Source organism: Bradyrhizobium sp. 45 (assembly GCF_023073155.1).
In the GTDB taxonomy this organism is placed as follows: domain Bacteria; phylum Pseudomonadota; class Alphaproteobacteria; order Rhizobiales; family Xanthobacteraceae; genus Bradyrhizobium; species Bradyrhizobium canariense_D.
Map to the genome: position 1 here is coordinate 119,258 of NZ_JADPIX010000059.1, position 15,581 is coordinate 134,838.

Genomic DNA, 15,581 nt, shown 5'->3' on the forward strand with positions numbered 1-15,581 from the left:
ATGCGAACACTCCAGCATGTTCTCACTCCGTCTTGAGTGCCTCGATCGGGCTGAGCTTGGATGCCTTGTGGGCGGGATAAAAACCAAAGATCAGGCCGGTCGCGATCGAGAAGGCGAGGGCAAGGCCGATCGCCTGACCGTCGATCGAGGTGATCCATCCTGCCATGCGAGCGACCGTCATCGAGAGCGTGACGCCGGCACCGACGCCGATCGCGCCGCCGAGCAGGCAGAGCACGAGGGCCTCGCAGAGAAACTGAAGACGGATGTCCCGCATCCGCCCGCCAAGCGCGCGGCGGATTCCGATCTCGCGTGTGCGCTCGGTGACCGAAACGATCATGACATTCATGATGCTGATGCCGCCAACGAGCAGCGAGACCGAGGCGATAGCGACGAGCAGGAGCGCGACGGTGCGGATCGCTCCCTGCTGCGCTTCCATGGCGGCGGCCGGATCCTGAACCTTGAAGTCGTCCTCCTGCCCAGCGGGAATACGGTGGCGCTGCCGCAGCAGGTTTTCGATCTCCGTTCGCGCCCCCGCCATCTGTCCGTCGGCGGCCACCTTGGCGATAATATAGGCGACCGAATCCCGGTTGATGTTGCTTGCGCTGCCGAGGAAGCGCAGCTTGGCCGTGGTGAGCGGCACGAAGGCGACGTCGTCCTGCGCCGGTCCCTTGCGATCGAGAACGCCGACCACTTCGAGCGGCACCTTCATGATCCTGATCTGTGCGCCGATCGGGTCCTCGCCGGGCGCGAACAGCTCATGCGCGACCGTGCTGCCGAGGATCACGACCTTGCCGGCGCCTGCCTCCTCGCTACCGGAAAAATAGCGCCCGCTCGCAAGCTGCCAGTCGCGCACCATGAAGTGCCCGGTCGTCGTCCCGTTGATCGTCGTGTTCCAGTTCTTGCTCTCGTGAATGACCTGGGCCGTTCCTGCAATCGAGCCGGCCGCGGCCTGGATCTCGGGGATCTGCTCGAGGATCGCCTGCACGTCGCTCTCGGTCATGGTCAGCTTGCTGCCATCCTTGAGGCGCACGCCGCCCTGGTAGACCGCGCCGGGGTTGATCATCAGCACGTTGGCGCCGATCGAACGGATCTGCTCCTGCAAGCGAAGCTGCGCGCCGGATCCGATCGCAAACACGGTCACGATCGAGGCGACGCCGATCACGATGCCGAGCATGGTGAGGATGCTGCGCAACGGATTGAGGCGCAAGGCGTGCAAAGCGATTTGAAAGCCCTGGAGCATCGTCATGGCGCAGCGTTCCGTTTCGGCAGGATCGGGACCAACGTTTCGTCAGCGACGAGCTCGCCGTCGTGCAGGCGGATCGTGCGCCGGCACTGGGTCGCGATACCGGGATCATGCGTGATCATCACGATGGTCTGGCCGGTCCGGTTGAGAGCGGCGAACAGGGCCAGTATCTCGGCGCCGGTACGGCTGTCGAGCGCGCCAGTCGGCTCGTCGGCGAGCACGATCAGCGGGGAGGCGATCAGTGCGCGCGCGATCGCGACGCGCTGCTGCTCACCGCCCGAGAGCTGCCGCGGGAAGTGGTGGGCCCGGTGCACCATGCCGACGGCCTCCAGGCTCTGCTCGGCGCGGACCAGACGTTCCTTGCGGCTGATGCCGCAATAGACCAGCGGCAGCGCGACGTTCTCAATCGCATTGTGGCGAGCGAGCAGATTGTAGGACTGGAATACGAAGCCGATGCTGCGGGCGCGGAGGGACGACCGGTGGTCTTCCGAGAGATCGGCGACGTCGGCTCCCTCGAGATAGAGCGCGCCCTCGCTCGGCAGGTCGAGCAGCCCGATTATGTTCATCAGCGTCGATTTTCCTGAGCCCGACGGTCCCCTCACGGCGACGATCTCGCCTCGTTCGATGTCGAAACTGACATTGCGCACCGCAGTCACCGCCACTCCGTCGGCGCGATAGGTCCTGGAGACCGACTGCAGGCTGATGAGGGGCGGGAGGGCCGTCATGATCCGAACCTGATGCCGAGAAACTCCATGCCGGCCGGCCGGATGGCCTGACCCACGGCGACCTGGCTGCCCTCGACGAGGTCTCCGCTCCTGAGTGCGACCTGTTCGGTGCCGGCCGCGCCGACGGTCACCGGAATACGCCGGAGTGAGCCGCTGGCGGTGCGCGCCCACACCCCGCTGCGTGCCGCGGCATCCGGCTGCGTGCCCGAGGGCTGGAAGCGCAATGCAGCAAGCGGCACTTTCAGCACGTCGTCCTGCCGCTCGATCACGATCTTTACCAGGGCGGTCATGCCGGGCAGCAACGCGCCGTCGAGATTGGAGGTGGCCAGGACGACGGTGTAGGTCACGACGTGCTGCTGGTTCTGCGGTGCCTTGCGCACCTGCCGCACCACCGCCTCGAAGCGACAGTCCGGGTAGGCATCCACCGTGAAATGCGCGCGCTGGTCGGGAGCGATGCGTCCGATATCGGCTTCGTCGACCTGCGCGTGGATTTCCATGTCCTCCAGTCGATGCGCGACCACGAACGTGGTGCGCGATTCCAGTCCGACCGCGAGCGTCTGGCCCTCGTTGACGAACCTGCCGACGACGACGCCATCGATCGGCGAGCGGATCACGGTGCGGTCGAGATCCGCCTGGGCCGCAGCGAGAACGGCCGCCTTTTCCGGCACGGCCATGCGTGCCTGCTGCAATTCCGCCTCGATCCGGCGGATATCGGCCTGCGCGCCGTCGACTGAGTAGGCGTTCAGGGACATGAGGACTTCGGCTTCGCGCTCTTGGGCAAGCCTCGCGGTGAACTCCGTCTGGGCGTCATCCACCGCCGTTACCGCCACGACGTTTTGTGACTGTAGAGCCAGCTTGCGCTGCAAGGTCTTCTGCGCCGACGCCTTGACCGCCTGCGCGCTGTCGAGCTTGGCCACGAGGACGTCTCTGCTGCCCCTGGCGTTTTGCAGATCGATCCTGGCGCGGTCGAGCTTGGCCCGCTCGATGTCGACAAAGGAGTTCGCCACCGCCACCGCCGCCCGGGCTTCGTCGACCTTGGCCGCAAAGCTGCGCGGATCGATCAGGGCGAGCGGCTGATCCTTGCTGACCGTGTCGTTGAAATCGACATAGACCCGGGCGAGCTGCCCGGACAGCTGGGAACCCACCTCGATCGTCTTGACCGGCTGCAGGGCTCCGGTGACGGTAATGGTCTGCTCGATGCTGCCGCGCTGGATTGAGGCAAAGCGGAATACGGGGGCGTCCGATCCGAAGCTCCGTGCTTCCAGCCCCACGGGTCTGAGCAGCCGTTGGCTCGATGCGTAGGCGAGGGCCGCCTTCTGCGCCGCGGCCCCGGCCGCGTCGGTGATGACGGCCGGCCCCGCGGCGTAGACCGCGGCGAGGCCACATGCAGTTCCGAGCAAGGCAATAACTGGCACAAATCGCATATCAAAAACCCGCCTCTTGAAATGGCATCGTTGGCGGCAAAGGCCAGAGATCGCGCTATGGTTGTAAACCCGCTATGGTTGTAAATCTCGAAAAACGCAGGCGATCGTCAGTGTGTCGCCGCTGCCGGGGCGACGGTCGGGTGCGCTTGATGATCCAGAAGTAAAGTCCGCGGGTGCTATTTTTCACGACTTGCCCGAAATGCATACGGAGCGTATCGATATGACGCGCGCCGTATCGAACTCGACAAGTTGACTGAACGTCTCGTCTGCTCTGGCCGAAGCGGCCAGCGCCCGGCGTTCAAGTCGGCACGTGGGTGGCGACGCCATGACGCACTTGGCGACCGAAGTTCCCACGCCAGATCGTCGCGTTTCCGGTCGTCGCATTCCCAATCGCAGCATTGCCGATATCGCGCCTCGCCATGATGCCGCAGGTCGCGAGGGCGCATCCCCGCAATCACGAAACCCGATGTGTGAACACCTTCACTCGTCTTGAACGGGTGTTGGGCCTAAGACGTCGAAGCGGCGGATCGGAGCGACTCGCTCGATCCCCGCGAATTCATCCAAGCACCTTGATCTCGCTTGCAAGAAGAATGGATGGCTCGTTGCTTGTTCATCGAGCCCCAATCCGGGGAGCCCGTTTCCATGAGTTCAGGTCAAGCCACAGTTTATGTCATTGACGACGAGATCCAGATTCGAACCGCGATAGGAAGTCTCTGTGAGGAGACCGGGCATCAGGTGAAATTGTTTGCGTCGACCGACGAGTTTCTCGGGGAGACTATTTCCGGCGGGCCTTCATGCCTTGTGCTCGACGTCCGCTTTCCCGGCACGGCGCCGACCGGCCTCGAGCTTCAGCGCCGGCTCGCCGAGACGGGCGTGCTTATCCCGATCGTCTTCATCAGCGGCCATTCCGACGTCCGCGTCTCGGTCGAGGCCATGAAGCGCGGCGCAGTCGAGTTTCTTCCAAAACCCTTTCGCGAACAGGAGATCCTCGACGCGATCAGGCACGGCATCGAGCGCGACCGCAGGCGGCTCGAACGCGAAGATAGCGTGCGCGAAGCGCGCCAGCGCGTCGAGACGCTGACGGCGAGGGAGCGGGAGATCATGCTGTTGATGGCCGAAGGTCTCGTCGCCAAGCAGATCGCGGCGAGGCTCGGGGTGAGCGAAGTGACGGCCAAGGTCCATCGCACCAGGATGATGCGAAAGCTGGAGCTTCGCTCGCCGATCGAGGTGGTGCGGTTGGTCGACAGCATGGGACGCGAAGAAGAGACGACACGAACCGACACGGGACAACCGTACAGCTAGTGCCGCAGGCACCAAGGCGCCGCGCAACGTCTAGTCCGTACCGATTAGCATGAACTGCAGTCTGTCGCACGCAGCACGATCGGTTCAAAGTCGGTCCTGCGATGTCGGCCTCCTCCAAGACGGCATCCGAACCCAGTCAGAGATCTTAGCCAGAAAGGATATTCCATGCGCAAATTGTTTTTTGCTTCCGTTGCCGTGCTCGCCCTCTCCTCCGCCGCGCAGGCCGCCAACACTGCGACCACGGTGCAAGTGGGCGTCGTGAACGGTTCCAGCGTCTCGCAGCAGGGCCTCACCAACGACAGCTCGTCGACCAGCCAGCTCGGCATCATCAACAGCGCGACCACGATGCAGGGGACCAGCGCGGCCTCGCTCAACAACGGCAGCACGGTCAACCAGGTTGGCGTGCAGAACTCGGCGACGACCGGCCAAGTGGCGTTCGGCAACAACGGCAGCGCGATTACCCAGAACTCGTTCGGGCCTGCCGCGCTTCAGAACAACGCCGCCGCCGTCGGACAGCTCAGCGTGTTCGGCGTCAACAGCAGCACCGTCTCGCAGACGGCGCACTAAGCCAGCCCCGTTTGGCCGGACGCGTCATCTGCGGCGCGTCCGCGCCATCCTGGAAAGCACCGCCTCGGGCGGGACGACTCGGTGAGAGCTTGTCCGCCGACTTTCGCGGAGGAAATGTCATGCATCAAAAATATCTCGTTGCCACGATCGTCGCGTTCGGCTTGCTGACCGCTGTCGATGCCCAGGCCGGCAACTCGGCCAGCGTGCTGCAATTCGGCACCACCAACAACTCCTTCATCTCGCAGAGTGGCGGCACCAACAACAGCGCCACCACGATGCAATTCGGCGCCACCAATACTGCGACCACCCTGCAGACGGGCTCGCTCCTGACCGTCAACACCTCGGTGATGGGGCAGGGCGGCACCACCGCGACGGCGACCAACACCGCGTTACTCGGCCAGGCCGGTGGCTCCAATTCGAGCCTGATCGGCCAGATCGGCGCGAACAACGCGGCGGCCGTCGGACAGCTCGGAATCCTGAACGGCTCGACGATTTTGCAGCAGACTCCTTGATCGCAAATCCATTTTCCAGTCGCGAGGCATGTCATGAGACATTGTTCCGGCGCCGCCTGCGGCGCGTTTCTCACCTTGTGTTGCATAGGCGCCGGATCGGCCGGTGCCCAGACCGCCGACATCAAGACCATCGTGTCGCTCGGCGGCCCGCCGGTCGTGCTGAACCAGAACAGTCAACTCAACATGGCCGGCGTGTTCATGATAGGCGGCAGCACCAGCGCGACCGTCACTCAAAACGGCACGAACAACGCGACCGGAATCCTGCAATTCGGCGGGACGACGTCGGCATCGGTCGGGCAGGCGGGCGTGAACAATGTCGCGTTTGTCGGCCAGGCCGGCCAGTCGGCCAGCAGTTTCCTGTCCCAGTTCGGTGCGTTCAACTCGGCGACTGTTGTCCAGAATAGCCATTGAGCCGGGCGCGACCTCACCGCCGTCAGAAATGCAATGGGGGCAAGGCAATGAAATGCGGTAGACTGCTCGTGGCAATGGCGGCATTGCTCGCCGCCGTCAGCGTCGCGTCCGAGGCCTCCGCCGGATCCGTCCAGCGCGGCGTGACGAACCGCAACGTGAGCATCGAAACGATCGTGCAATTCGGCAACGACGTCCAGCCGGTCACGATCGAGGAGAACAGCAGCATCAATATTGCGCGTGTCATCCAGATCGGTGGCACGGGAACGGTCGATGCGACGATCATCCAGAACGGCACGCGAAATTATGTCGATGTGATCCAGGTGGGTGGCACCACCAATTTGGCGATCGGTCAGTCGGGCGTGAGCAACATCGCCGATATCACTCAGGTCGGCAATTCCACCAATGCCCTCCTGCTCCAGATCGGCGATATGAACACGGGAACGGTGCGACAATTCGGGCGCTTCAACTGGCTGTCGATATTTCAGTTCAGCCGGTGATCAGAAGGTGAGGTGCAACATGAGGTTCATCGTACTTGCAGCAGGAATGAGCATCATGACGGCGATGACAGCCGGGCCGGCCGGAGCCGGCGAGTCAGGTGACGGCCATACCACAATGGTTCAGGACGAGAATGGCACATCCGTCATCACCCAGAGCGGCGATCCGGCGCAGGCTGAGGTCAAGATCGAGAAGGAGCCTGGGCGCACGACGGTCTATCGTCGCAGCGGCGGCAACACCGCCATTGTGACGCAGGGCACCGGAAATCCACAGGACATGCTGGACTGGCTACGCAAGCAGCAGGGCCGCTGACGCACGAAGGCCCATCGTCCGTGATGGACGATGGGCCTCATCGTGAGCGGGCGTTACCAGCTGCGATAGACGCCGGTCAGGGTGCCGTTGTTGTTGCCCTCCGGGCCGACATCGCCCTGCGTCGAGCTCGGCGCGGGATGGTTGGTGCCGTTGAGCGCACTGTAAGGTCCGGCCACATCAGGATAGTACGCGCGTGGCTGAACCGGTTGGTAAGCGGGGGCGGTGCGATCCCAACCCGCGCGGGATCCGTTCCAATCATAGCCCTGGGCCGAGGCGGCCGTCGTGCCCGCGACGAGGGAAGCCGTGATCAGGCAGAGGAGTTTCGATTTGTTCTGCATTGGAGATGCTCCTTGCTGGTGTCGGGAGCCAACGACCGCAGTGCGGGAGCGTTCCGGGTGTTGTCGGCCGAAGCGATCAACTCCGATCAACTGGTTATGAAGTCCGTTTCCCGGGAACACGAGCGACATCAGCCGGAATCCCGGGCGTCTTGCCGCAGCTTGTTCCCTGTTCATCCCGTGCCTTAACCAATAATTAATTATACGTTTGCGGGTGGGCGACAGCCCGGCCTAGCGTGCGGTGGGGAGCCGCTATTCGCGAAGCCAAACGAGTTGGTGCGTATCATGAAGTCGAGATCATTTGGGGCGTTGCTCGCCTCGCTCAGCGCAGCCGCGCTGCTCCTTGCCCCCAGCGCCGGTTTTGCCAGGCCCGGCGGCACCGTCGCACATGCCGCCACGCCTTCCGGTCCGGCGGCGCGTCCGCCCATTGCGCCGGGCGCCAGGTTCCGTGGCCGCAACACGCCTTGGGTGTACTGGCCGGGCGGCGGCGGGTTCTACTATGACAATGCAGGCTACGGCCAGCCTTTCGCCGAGACCCCACAACCCGTCTCCAACGACGTGCGCTACACCTATACGTACGACGTTCCCTGGGATTGGACGCATCGCTTCCCGCCGAACGTGGTGCCGTCCGACCGGCCCTACGTGCCGAGCTGTCCGACGGAGCAGGTGACTGTGCCCGGCCGCGGCGGCGGCGAGCACACCGTCAACATCATGCGCTGCTACTGAGCAGCGCGTTCGGCTCAGCTAGCCCAGCTCAAAACTGGTCACGCCGAATACGCGGTCGATCCGCAGCGGCGCGATCGGCCCCGTGTACATCCGCGCCGTCTCAAACACCGGCTTCAGCCCGAGCGATTCCGCGAGTGCAATCGCCTCGCGATTGACGGCGGGAACGTCGAGGACGATTTCGCCGCCGTTTGCGCTCGCCAGCAAGGCCTGCACGATCGCGTCCGCCGCCGTGCGGTCGTCGGCGACGAGCGGGCCGATCTTGCGGCCGGTCCGGCACGGCCGGATCACGCCCCATGCGGCGAGCTTGCCGTCGCGCAGCAGCGCGCGACCGACATGTCCTGAGGTACCGATCCAGGCACGCAGGAAAGCGCTGCGCGGAGCCGGGAACACCGTTTCATCATCGGCTTCAACGAATGCAAACGGGATCGTGTCGAGCGCAACGACATCGGCGGGCGGCCTCGATGGCGCGGCGACGAAGCCGCCATAGCGGACATTGGCGTGAGCAAGCTGGAAGCCGGACTTTCTGTAATTGTCCTGCTGTGCCACGACGCCGTCGAGGCCGATCACGCGAGCGCCCGCATGCGCGATCGCCGCGTTCCACATGCGCAGGCCGTGGCCTCTGTCGCGAAAACCCGATCGCACGATGTAGAAGCCGAGAAACGCGAAGCGATCGTCGTAGTTGACGCAGGAGACGGTCGCGACCGGCTCGCCGTCGATCTCGCCGACGAAGAAGCCCTTCGCGTCCGGGATCGCGAAACAGGCGGCGTCGGAGAGGCCCGGATTCCAGCCCTCGGCCGCGGCCCAGTCGACGGCGATGGCGATCTCCTCGGGGCGCAAATTGCGGATCTCCAAATCGCTCATCTTTCAAGTCGCCTTCGACGGTGGACCTTCCGGCCGGTCCGGCGGTAGAAGGCCTCATGATAGGCCGGGCCCACGGCTCGCCTCCACGATATCACAAAGGATGATCGCTCATGGCAGCAGAGATGGCAGCAGAGAAGGTCGCACTCGTGACCGCCGGCGGCAGCGGCATGGGGGCAGGGGCTGCGCGCCGGCTCGCAGCCGACGGCTTTCGCATCGCCATCCTGTCTTCTTCCGGCAAGGGCGAGGCGCTGGCAGCCGAGCTCGGTGGGTTAGGGATCACCGGTTCCAACAAGTCGAACGACGATCTGAAGCGGCTTGTGGACGGGGCGCTTGCCCGATGGGGACGCATCGACGTGCTCGTCAACAGCGCGGGCCATGGGCCCCGGGCGGCGATCACCGAGATCACCGACGAGCAGTGGCACACCGGCCTCGACACCTATCTGCTCAACGTGATCCGTCCGACCCGGCTGGTGATGCCGATCATGCAGACGCAGAAGGGCGGCGCCATCATCAACATCTCGACCGCCTGGGCGTTCGAGCCGAGCGCGATGTTTCCGACCTCTGCGGTGTTCCGCGCTGGCCTCGCCGCCTTCACGAAGATCTTCACCGACACCCATGCCGCCGACAACATCCGGATGAACAATGTGCTGCCGGGCTGGATCGACAGCCTGCCGCAGCTGGATGCACGCCGCGACAGCGTGCCGATGCGGCGCTACGGCAAGGTCGAGGAGATCGCCGCGACGATCTCGTTCCTGGCGTCCGACGGCGCGGCCTATATCACGGGACAGAACATCCGCGTCGACGGCGGACTGACGCGTTCGGTCTGAGACGCGGAGCGTCGGATCGCGCGCGGGTTGTCGCGATGCGACAGTGGTGTGCGTCGCGCGTCACGGAGGAGGGATGACGCGTGGCCCTCCAGTCACACCCGTCACGCGTTCGCGTGCCGCACGGCTCACGCTACGTCACAGTCCCTATGAACTTCGCCGCAGCCCAAGACGGCGAGGGACCGGCAGCCTATGCCCAATCTGCGCCGGACAACTTCCGCCCGCGCATTCGAAACGCGAGATCAATCGCGCGGGGCAAGGAGACTGGAATGAAGAAGTTTTTGCTGGCGGTTGCCGCGGTTGTTTTGAGCTCCGCATCCGTGCAGGCGGCCGACCTCGCGGCGCACTACACCAAGGCGCCGATGATGGCGACGGCCTACAGCTGGACCGGCTTTTACGTCGGCGGCAATGTCGGCGGGCAATGGGGCAGCGCCGATCCGGCCACCTCGACCGCGTTCGATCCTGCCGGCTATTTCGCGGACACCAGTGTTACCGCGATTGCTGCAGTCGGCGCCCAGCGTGTCAACAGCTCCAGCGTCACCGGCGGTCTTACCGCCGGCTATAACTGGCAACTCAACAACGCCGTGCTCGGCCTGGAAGGCGATATCAACTATTTCGGCTTGAAGGGCAGTGCATCCGGCTCGGCGCTCTATCCCTGCTGCGCCCCGACCGGCTTCACCGTGTCCTCGCAGGTCTCGGCCGACTGGCTCGCCACCATCCGCGGCCGCATCGGCTTCCTCGCGGCTCCGACCTGGCTGCTCTACGCCACCGGCGGTGCGGCGATCGCCGAGGTGAAGGGCAATTTCAACTTCGTGGACACGTTCGCTGCGGCGACGGAGTCGGCCGCGTTCCGCGACACACGCCTCGGCTGGACCGCAGGTGTCGGCACCGAATATGCCTTCGGCGGCGGCTGGTCGCTCAAGGCGGAATATCTCTACGTCGACCTCGGACGCAGCACCGTGACCAGCACCAATCTGCTTGGCGGCGCGTTTCCGACCAACGTCTTCACCCACTCGGTCGATCTCAAATCGAACATCGTGCGCGTCGGCGTGAACTATAAGTTCGGCGGACCCGTCGTTGCCAGGTACTGAGCATTCCCGTTCCGACCTGGCGTGGAAAGCCCCGGCTTAGCCGGGGCTTTCCGTTTTTCGCTAGGCGGATTCAGTGCGATGCCACCAGATGCGCCAATGCTGGCAGGATCCTGTAGCGCGCGATCTCGTGCGGATATTCGCCCCGATTGGCGAGCAGGACGATCCCGATCCGCTGCGCCGGCACCAGGCCGATATAGCCGGAGGCGTTGTTGAGCCCACCCGGCTTGTCGACGACAGTGACGCCCGGCAGACGCACCGTCTCCCAGGCCATTCCCTGTCCGAACTTGTCGTCGACGCGGAAAATCTCGTGCTGCGTCATCCGCAGGGCCTCGCGCAAGTGAGGCTCGGTCGACCGCCCATCGACGCAGGCCGCAACGAATGCGGCGAGATCCCGCGGCGAAGAAAACATCTGGCCGGTGCCGGGGAAATCAAAATAACTCTGCTGGTTGCCGATGGGGCCGATTGCCATGCCCTGATCCGAGTAGCCCTGGACCGCGAACTGCATCCAGGCGTCGTCCATGACGGCACGGCTGTCCTCGCCGCGTTCGGGCACGGAGGTCGCATTCATGCCGATCGGCTTGAGGATGTGTTGTTCAAACAGGGTTGCGATCGGAGCGCCGTAACAGCGCTCGAGCACGAGTTGAAGCAGCACGTAGCCGGCGTGGCTGTAGACGCGCTGCTTGCCGGGCGCTTCGCCGCCTTGCGGTCTCCAGCTGTTGAACATGTCGATGAGCTGCGCGCGGGAAAACGTGTCGCTCGGCCACGGCGGATGATCGGTCGGCAGCAGCATGCCTGAGGTGTGCGTGACGAGTTCGCCGACAGTGATGCGGCGAACATAGTCGCCGGTGAGCTCCGGCAGATATTTCGCCAGACCATCGTCGAGCCGCAGTTCGCCGCGGAGGGCGCCGAGCGCAACCAGCGTCGCCTCAAACGGCTTGCGCAGGGAACCGAGGTTGAACAGCGTGTCCGGCGTGACCGGCCTTCGCGTGGCGCTGTCGGCAAAGCCGTAATTGAAGAACTCGACATGGCTGCCGGCATAAAGTGCAGCGGCGAGACCGCCCGGCTGGTCCGGCGTCGCGGTCGGCGTCAGTTCGTTCGCAACAATGTCGCGCATCTGCGCGATCATGTCGGAATCCGCGGCGGCCCCGCGCGGCCATGCAAGCGCAAGGGGAACGAGCGCGGCCCGGGCGAGCGCCCGTCGGGTGAGATACGATGAGGTGACAACAGACGACACGGCTCTGGCGCAAGATTCGATGCGCCCCCAGTCTCTTGTAGTGGGAAGGGCCGATCCTCCCTATTCACGATTGCGCGTGGTGGGTTCCGCGCGAATGGTCCGTAGCCCGGATGGAGCGAAGCGCAACCCGGAAAGTGCCGCAGCCGAGCGAGCGGCCCCGATTACGCTTCCCTTCATCCAGGCTACCAGCCGGTAAAATTAACTTAGCTAATTGGCTAACAATTGTTGACGCGAGATCATGGCAGCCCTATAGTTAGCCCCATGGCTAACCAACTATCCCGGCTCGATCAGGTTTTCGCGGCCCTTGCCGATCCCACCCGGCGGGCGATCGTGATGCGGCTCTGCGCCGGCGAGGCGTCGGTCGGCGAACTCGCCGATCCCTTCGCGATGGCGCTGCCGAGCTTCATGAAGCACATCCATGTGCTGGAGACGAGCGGTCTCGTCCTGTCGGAGAAATCCGGCCGCGTGCGCACCTGCCGCCTCAGTCCTGACGCGCTCCTCACTGCGGAGGACTGGTTCCAGCACCAGCGTGCGATCTGGGAGGCGCGGCTCGATCGCTTCGAAACCTATGTGATGAAGCTGAAGAAAGAGCGGGCGGCTGCCAAACGGCCGACCAAGACAAGTAACAAGACGATCGACAAGACAACCAGACGGAAAGGTTCCTGACGATGACGAATTCTGCCAATCCCGCTCTGTCGCAATGGTCGCTCGACCGTGAGATCGTGATGTCGCGCGTGATCGACGCGCCGCGCGATCTGGTGTTCGAAGCGTGGTCCGACCCGAAGCATCTGCCGCAATGGTTCGGCCCGAAGGGCTTCAAGCTCGAGACCTTCGAGATCGACGTGCGGGTCGGCGGCGTCTGGCGCTTCAACATGATCGGCCCGGACGGCACGGTCTACCCGAACCGCATGCGCTTTCGCCGCATCGAACGGCCGTCGCTGATGGAGATGGATCACGGTACCGACCAGGACGAGGATCCCGGAATGTTCCGTTTCACCGTCACCTTCGCCGAGCAGAGCAACGGCAAGACGGTTCTGATGATGCGGCAGCTGGCGTCGAGCGCGGCGCAGCGCGACGGCATGATCAACTTCGGTGCCGTCGAATACGGCTACCAGACACTCGACAAGCTCGCGGCCTATGTGAGTGGGATGAAGAGGTAGGGCGAGCAGCCACTTCCTCTCTCATGCGGAGGAGGCCGCGGAGCGGCCGCCTCGAAGCACGAGGACCATTGGTGAAGCCTTCATTCTTCAAGGCGCGCGCCCCTCGGGATGAGCGGCGCTTCATTCCTTCGCGTCGTCCGTGACGATGTCGCCGAGTTTCTGCCAGCGCTGGCCGTCGAACTGCACCATCTGGAACTGCTTGTTGACGCGGTAGTCCGTCGGCGTCGTCGTCACCGAGATGCCCGGCAGCGTCAGGTCGAGTGCGATGTTGTTCAGGCTGGCGGCCTGGCGCATCACGTTCTCGCGCGTGAGATCGTCGCCGCATTGCTTCAGCACCTGCACCAGCAGCTGCGCGGTGATATAGCCGTAGACGTTCAGGTTCGAATCCTTGTCGCCCTCCGGGTAGTACTTGGCCATGAAGGCGAGATATCGCTTCATGCCGGGATCGTCCTTCCATTCGGGATCGGCTGAATCCTTGACATAACCGACGCTGACGACGCCCTTGGCGTTGTCGAGTCCGGCAGGTTTCAGCACCGCGCTGACCGAGGAGGCGTTGATGTCGATGATGTGCAGCGGCTTCCAGCCGATCTCGGCCACCTTCTTGATCGCCTGCGCGGCCTGTTTCGGCGTGGTGGCGCTGAACAGCACGTCGGCACCGGCATCCTTCAACCGCAGGATCTGCGAGTCGATGGTCGGCTCGGTGATCTCGTAGGACGTCTCGGCGACGATCATCTTCGCTTTGTCACCGAGACCTGCCTTGAAGCCGGCGAGGTAATCCTTGCCGAGATCGTCGTTCTGATAGAGCACGCCGATCCTGGCGTTCGGATGGTTCTTCAGAAGATATTGCGCGTAGATCCGGCCCTCGACGAGGTAGGACGGATTGAAGCCCATGGTCCAGGGGAAGTTCTTCGAATCGGTGAAACGCGCCGCGCCCGTTGCCGCGAAGAGCTGCGGGACCTTCTTGGCGTTGAGATATTTTTGCACGGCGACATTGGGCGCCGTGCCAATGATCTGGAAGGTCAGCAGCACCTCGTCGCTTTCGACAAGCTTGCGGGTCTGCTCAACCGTCTTCGGAGGCGAATAGGCATCGTCATACTGGATCAGATTGACCTTGCGGCCGTTGACGCCGCCCTGGTCGTTGATCATCTTCATGTAGGCGGCCTGGGTCTTGCCGATGACGGCATAGGCCGAGGCCGGCCGCTGAGCGGGACGGTCTGGCCGACCTTGATCTCGGTGTCGGATGCGCCGGGATCGTATTTCTTCTGGGCCTGTGCCGCCGGGATCGATAGCGCGAGAAGGATCGCGACTGCCGCGACACGTTTGAGAAGTACGTTTTTCATTTCCATTCCCTGTTCGTGACTGTCACTCGCCCTTGAGGCCGGCCTCGCGGATCAGCCCGGTCCACTTTCTTGTTTCGTTGTCGATGAACTGGCCGAATTCGGCCGCGGTGCCCGCGCGCACTTCGAGGCCCTGGGCCGTCAGCTTGTCCTTGATCGCCGGCTCGGCCAGCGCGCGCAAGACTTCGGCCTGCAGCTTGTCGACGATCGCCCGCGGCGTCGTCGAAGGCGCCATGAAGCCGTACCAGCCGGCCGCGGCCACGTTGGGAAAACCCTGCTCGCGCAGGGTCGGCGCCTGCGGGTAAAGCGCGCTGCGTTCGGCCGAGGCGACGCCGAGCACGATGAACTTGCCGCTCTGGATGTAGGGCAGTGCGGTCGGCAGCGCCGTCAGCGTGGCATCGACGCGGCCGGCGAGCAGCTCGGTGTAGGACGCCGCATCGCCACGGAAGGGAATGTTGAGCCCCTTGACACCGGCATCCCTGAACAGGAGTTCGCCGGCAAGATGCGGCTGCGATCCGGCGCCGGGTGAGGCGAAGGTCAGGCCATCCGGCTTCGATTTGCCGTAGGCGATCAATTCGGGGAGCGTCTTGAACGGCGCGTCCGCGCTGATGATCAGGAACAGCGGCGCGATCACAGTCATCGCGACGGGCTGCAGATCCTTGCGCTCATAGGTCAGCTTGCCGAACAGCGCTTCGGCGGTCGCATAGGGGGCCGCGACATAGAGGAGGGTATAGCCGTCGCCCGGCGCATGCGCGACCGTGTCGTTGGCGATGCGCGTGCCGGCGCCCGGCTTGTTCTCGACGATGAATTGCTGGTGCAGGTTGCGGCCGAACTCTTCGGCCAGCAGCCGCAGCGAGATGTCGTTGGAGCCGCCGGGCCCGTAAGGCGAGATCAGCCGCACCATACGCGACGGCCAGGCGTCCTCAGCGCGTGCGGCGAATGGAAGTCCGGATATCGAAAGAGCGAGGGTGCCCAAAAATGTTCGCCGTGTGATGGTCATGGTGGCCTCCCGATGGCGGAGC

The 15,581-nt window shown here is 64.1% G+C and carries 18 protein-coding genes and 1 pseudogene; 11 read left to right on the plus strand and 8 right to left on the minus strand.

The window, feature by feature from the left end:
- Positions 1-22 precede the first annotated feature (22 nt).
- The 3 genes from IVB42_RS10620 to IVB42_RS10630 are packed head-to-tail and all read right to left on the minus strand — an operon-like array spanning position 23 to position 3,392.
- Positions 23-1,246, minus strand: coding sequence for an ABC transporter permease (locus IVB42_RS10620; RefSeq protein WP_085384476.1), 1,224 nt, complete (start codon positions 1,244-1,246; stop codon positions 23-25).
- Entirely contained in the window at positions 1,243-1,968 is a 726-nt protein-coding gene (locus IVB42_RS10625) for an ABC transporter ATP-binding protein (RefSeq protein ID WP_247470114.1), read from the minus strand. Before IVB42_RS10625 ends, IVB42_RS10620 begins: the two co-directional genes overlap by 4 nt.
- Complete coding sequence (locus tag IVB42_RS10630) at positions 1,965-3,392, minus strand: efflux RND transporter periplasmic adaptor subunit (protein ID WP_247454322.1); 1,428 nt, start codon at positions 3,390-3,392, stop codon at positions 1,965-1,967. The genes IVB42_RS10625 and IVB42_RS10630 overlap by 4 nt, the downstream gene beginning before the upstream one ends.
- A 642-nt stretch (positions 3,393-4,034) precedes the next feature.
- Between IVB42_RS10630 and IVB42_RS10635 the strand changes: the two genes are divergently transcribed.
- The 6 genes from IVB42_RS10635 to IVB42_RS10660 all read left to right on the plus strand — a co-directional run bounded on the left by IVB42_RS10635 (position 4,035) and on the right by IVB42_RS10660 (position 6,991).
- Positions 4,035-4,694, plus strand: a complete 660-nt coding sequence (locus IVB42_RS10635; RefSeq protein WP_247394810.1) for a response regulator — start codon at positions 4,035-4,037, stop codon at positions 4,692-4,694.
- A 165-nt stretch (positions 4,695-4,859) separates the two neighbouring features.
- Positions 4,860-5,261 (plus strand): hypothetical protein, encoded by a 402-nt coding sequence (locus tag IVB42_RS10640; RefSeq protein WP_018455265.1) that lies wholly within the window; start codon positions 4,860-4,862, stop codon positions 5,259-5,261.
- 119 nt (positions 5,262-5,380) lie between these two features.
- Entirely contained in the window at positions 5,381-5,773 is a 393-nt protein-coding gene (locus tag IVB42_RS10645) for a curlin (RefSeq protein ID WP_247394813.1), read from the plus strand.
- A 33-nt stretch (positions 5,774-5,806) separates the two neighbouring features.
- Positions 5,807-6,184 carry a curlin gene (locus tag IVB42_RS10650; RefSeq protein ID WP_247394815.1) on the plus strand — a complete coding sequence of 126 codons (378 nt, stop codon included), beginning with the start codon at positions 5,807-5,809 and terminating at the stop codon, positions 6,182-6,184.
- Positions 6,185-6,231: 47 nt separating this feature from the next.
- Complete coding sequence (locus IVB42_RS10655) at positions 6,232-6,681, plus strand: curlin (RefSeq protein ID WP_247394818.1); 450 nt, start codon at positions 6,232-6,234, stop codon at positions 6,679-6,681.
- A 19-nt stretch (positions 6,682-6,700) separates the two neighbouring features.
- On the plus strand, positions 6,701-6,991 hold the full coding sequence (locus IVB42_RS10660; RefSeq protein ID WP_085384470.1) for a hypothetical protein: 291 nt from the start codon (positions 6,701-6,703) through the stop codon (positions 6,989-6,991).
- 53 nt (positions 6,992-7,044) lie between these two features.
- Here the strand turns inward: IVB42_RS10660 and IVB42_RS10665 are convergent, their stop codons facing one another.
- On the minus strand, positions 7,045-7,329 hold the full coding sequence (locus tag IVB42_RS10665; RefSeq protein ID WP_018455258.1) for a hypothetical protein: 285 nt from the start codon (positions 7,327-7,329) through the stop codon (positions 7,045-7,047).
- Positions 7,330-7,611: 282 nt separating this feature from the next.
- Between IVB42_RS10665 and IVB42_RS10670 the strand changes: the two genes are divergently transcribed.
- Positions 7,612-8,052: a hypothetical protein gene (locus IVB42_RS10670; RefSeq protein WP_247394821.1), complete on the plus strand. Its 441-nt coding sequence runs from the start codon at positions 7,612-7,614 to the stop codon at positions 8,050-8,052.
- An 18-nt stretch (positions 8,053-8,070) separates the two neighbouring features.
- On the opposite strand, the gene IVB42_RS10675 is transcribed toward IVB42_RS10670, so the two are convergent.
- The gene (locus IVB42_RS10675; protein ID WP_247394839.1) at positions 8,071-8,913 is read right to left on the minus strand and encodes a GNAT family N-acetyltransferase; all 843 of its coding nucleotides are present in this window, start codon (positions 8,911-8,913) and stop codon (positions 8,071-8,073) included.
- A gap of 122 nt (positions 8,914-9,035) precedes the next feature.
- Between IVB42_RS10675 and IVB42_RS10680 the strand changes: the two genes are divergently transcribed.
- Entirely contained in the window at positions 9,036-9,740 is a 705-nt protein-coding gene (locus tag IVB42_RS10680) for an SDR family oxidoreductase (RefSeq protein ID WP_085384467.1), read from the plus strand.
- A 266-nt stretch (positions 9,741-10,006) separates the two neighbouring features.
- A complete protein-coding gene (locus tag IVB42_RS10685; protein ID WP_247394842.1) occupies positions 10,007-10,828 on the plus strand; it encodes an outer membrane protein in 822 nt (273 codons plus the stop codon).
- A 70-nt stretch (positions 10,829-10,898) separates the two neighbouring features.
- Here the strand turns inward: IVB42_RS10685 and IVB42_RS10690 are convergent, their stop codons facing one another.
- Positions 10,899-11,954: a serine hydrolase gene (locus tag IVB42_RS10690; RefSeq protein WP_247470116.1), complete on the minus strand. Its 1,056-nt coding sequence runs from the start codon at positions 11,952-11,954 to the stop codon at positions 10,899-10,901.
- A 369-nt stretch (positions 11,955-12,323) separates the two neighbouring features.
- On the opposite strand from IVB42_RS10690, the gene IVB42_RS10695 reads away from it, so the two are divergent.
- Both IVB42_RS10695 and IVB42_RS10700 read left to right on the plus strand, forming a co-directional pair.
- Positions 12,324-12,728: a metalloregulator ArsR/SmtB family transcription factor gene (locus IVB42_RS10695; protein ID WP_247377527.1), complete on the plus strand. Its 405-nt coding sequence runs from the start codon at positions 12,324-12,326 to the stop codon at positions 12,726-12,728.
- A 2-nt stretch (positions 12,729-12,730) separates the two neighbouring features.
- A complete protein-coding gene (locus tag IVB42_RS10700) occupies positions 12,731-13,222 on the plus strand; it encodes an SRPBCC family protein (RefSeq protein ID WP_018455251.1) in 492 nt (163 codons plus the stop codon).
- Positions 13,223-13,342: 120 nt separating this feature from the next.
- Here IVB42_RS10700 and IVB42_RS10705 read toward each other — a convergent pair.
- Positions 13,343-14,562, minus strand: a pseudogene (locus IVB42_RS10705) (ABC transporter substrate-binding protein).
- A 22-nt stretch (positions 14,563-14,584) separates the two neighbouring features.
- The gene (locus IVB42_RS10710) at positions 14,585-15,559 is read right to left on the minus strand and encodes a tripartite tricarboxylate transporter substrate binding protein (protein WP_247394848.1); all 975 of its coding nucleotides are present in this window, start codon (positions 15,557-15,559) and stop codon (positions 14,585-14,587) included.
- Positions 15,560-15,581 lie beyond the last annotated feature (22 nt).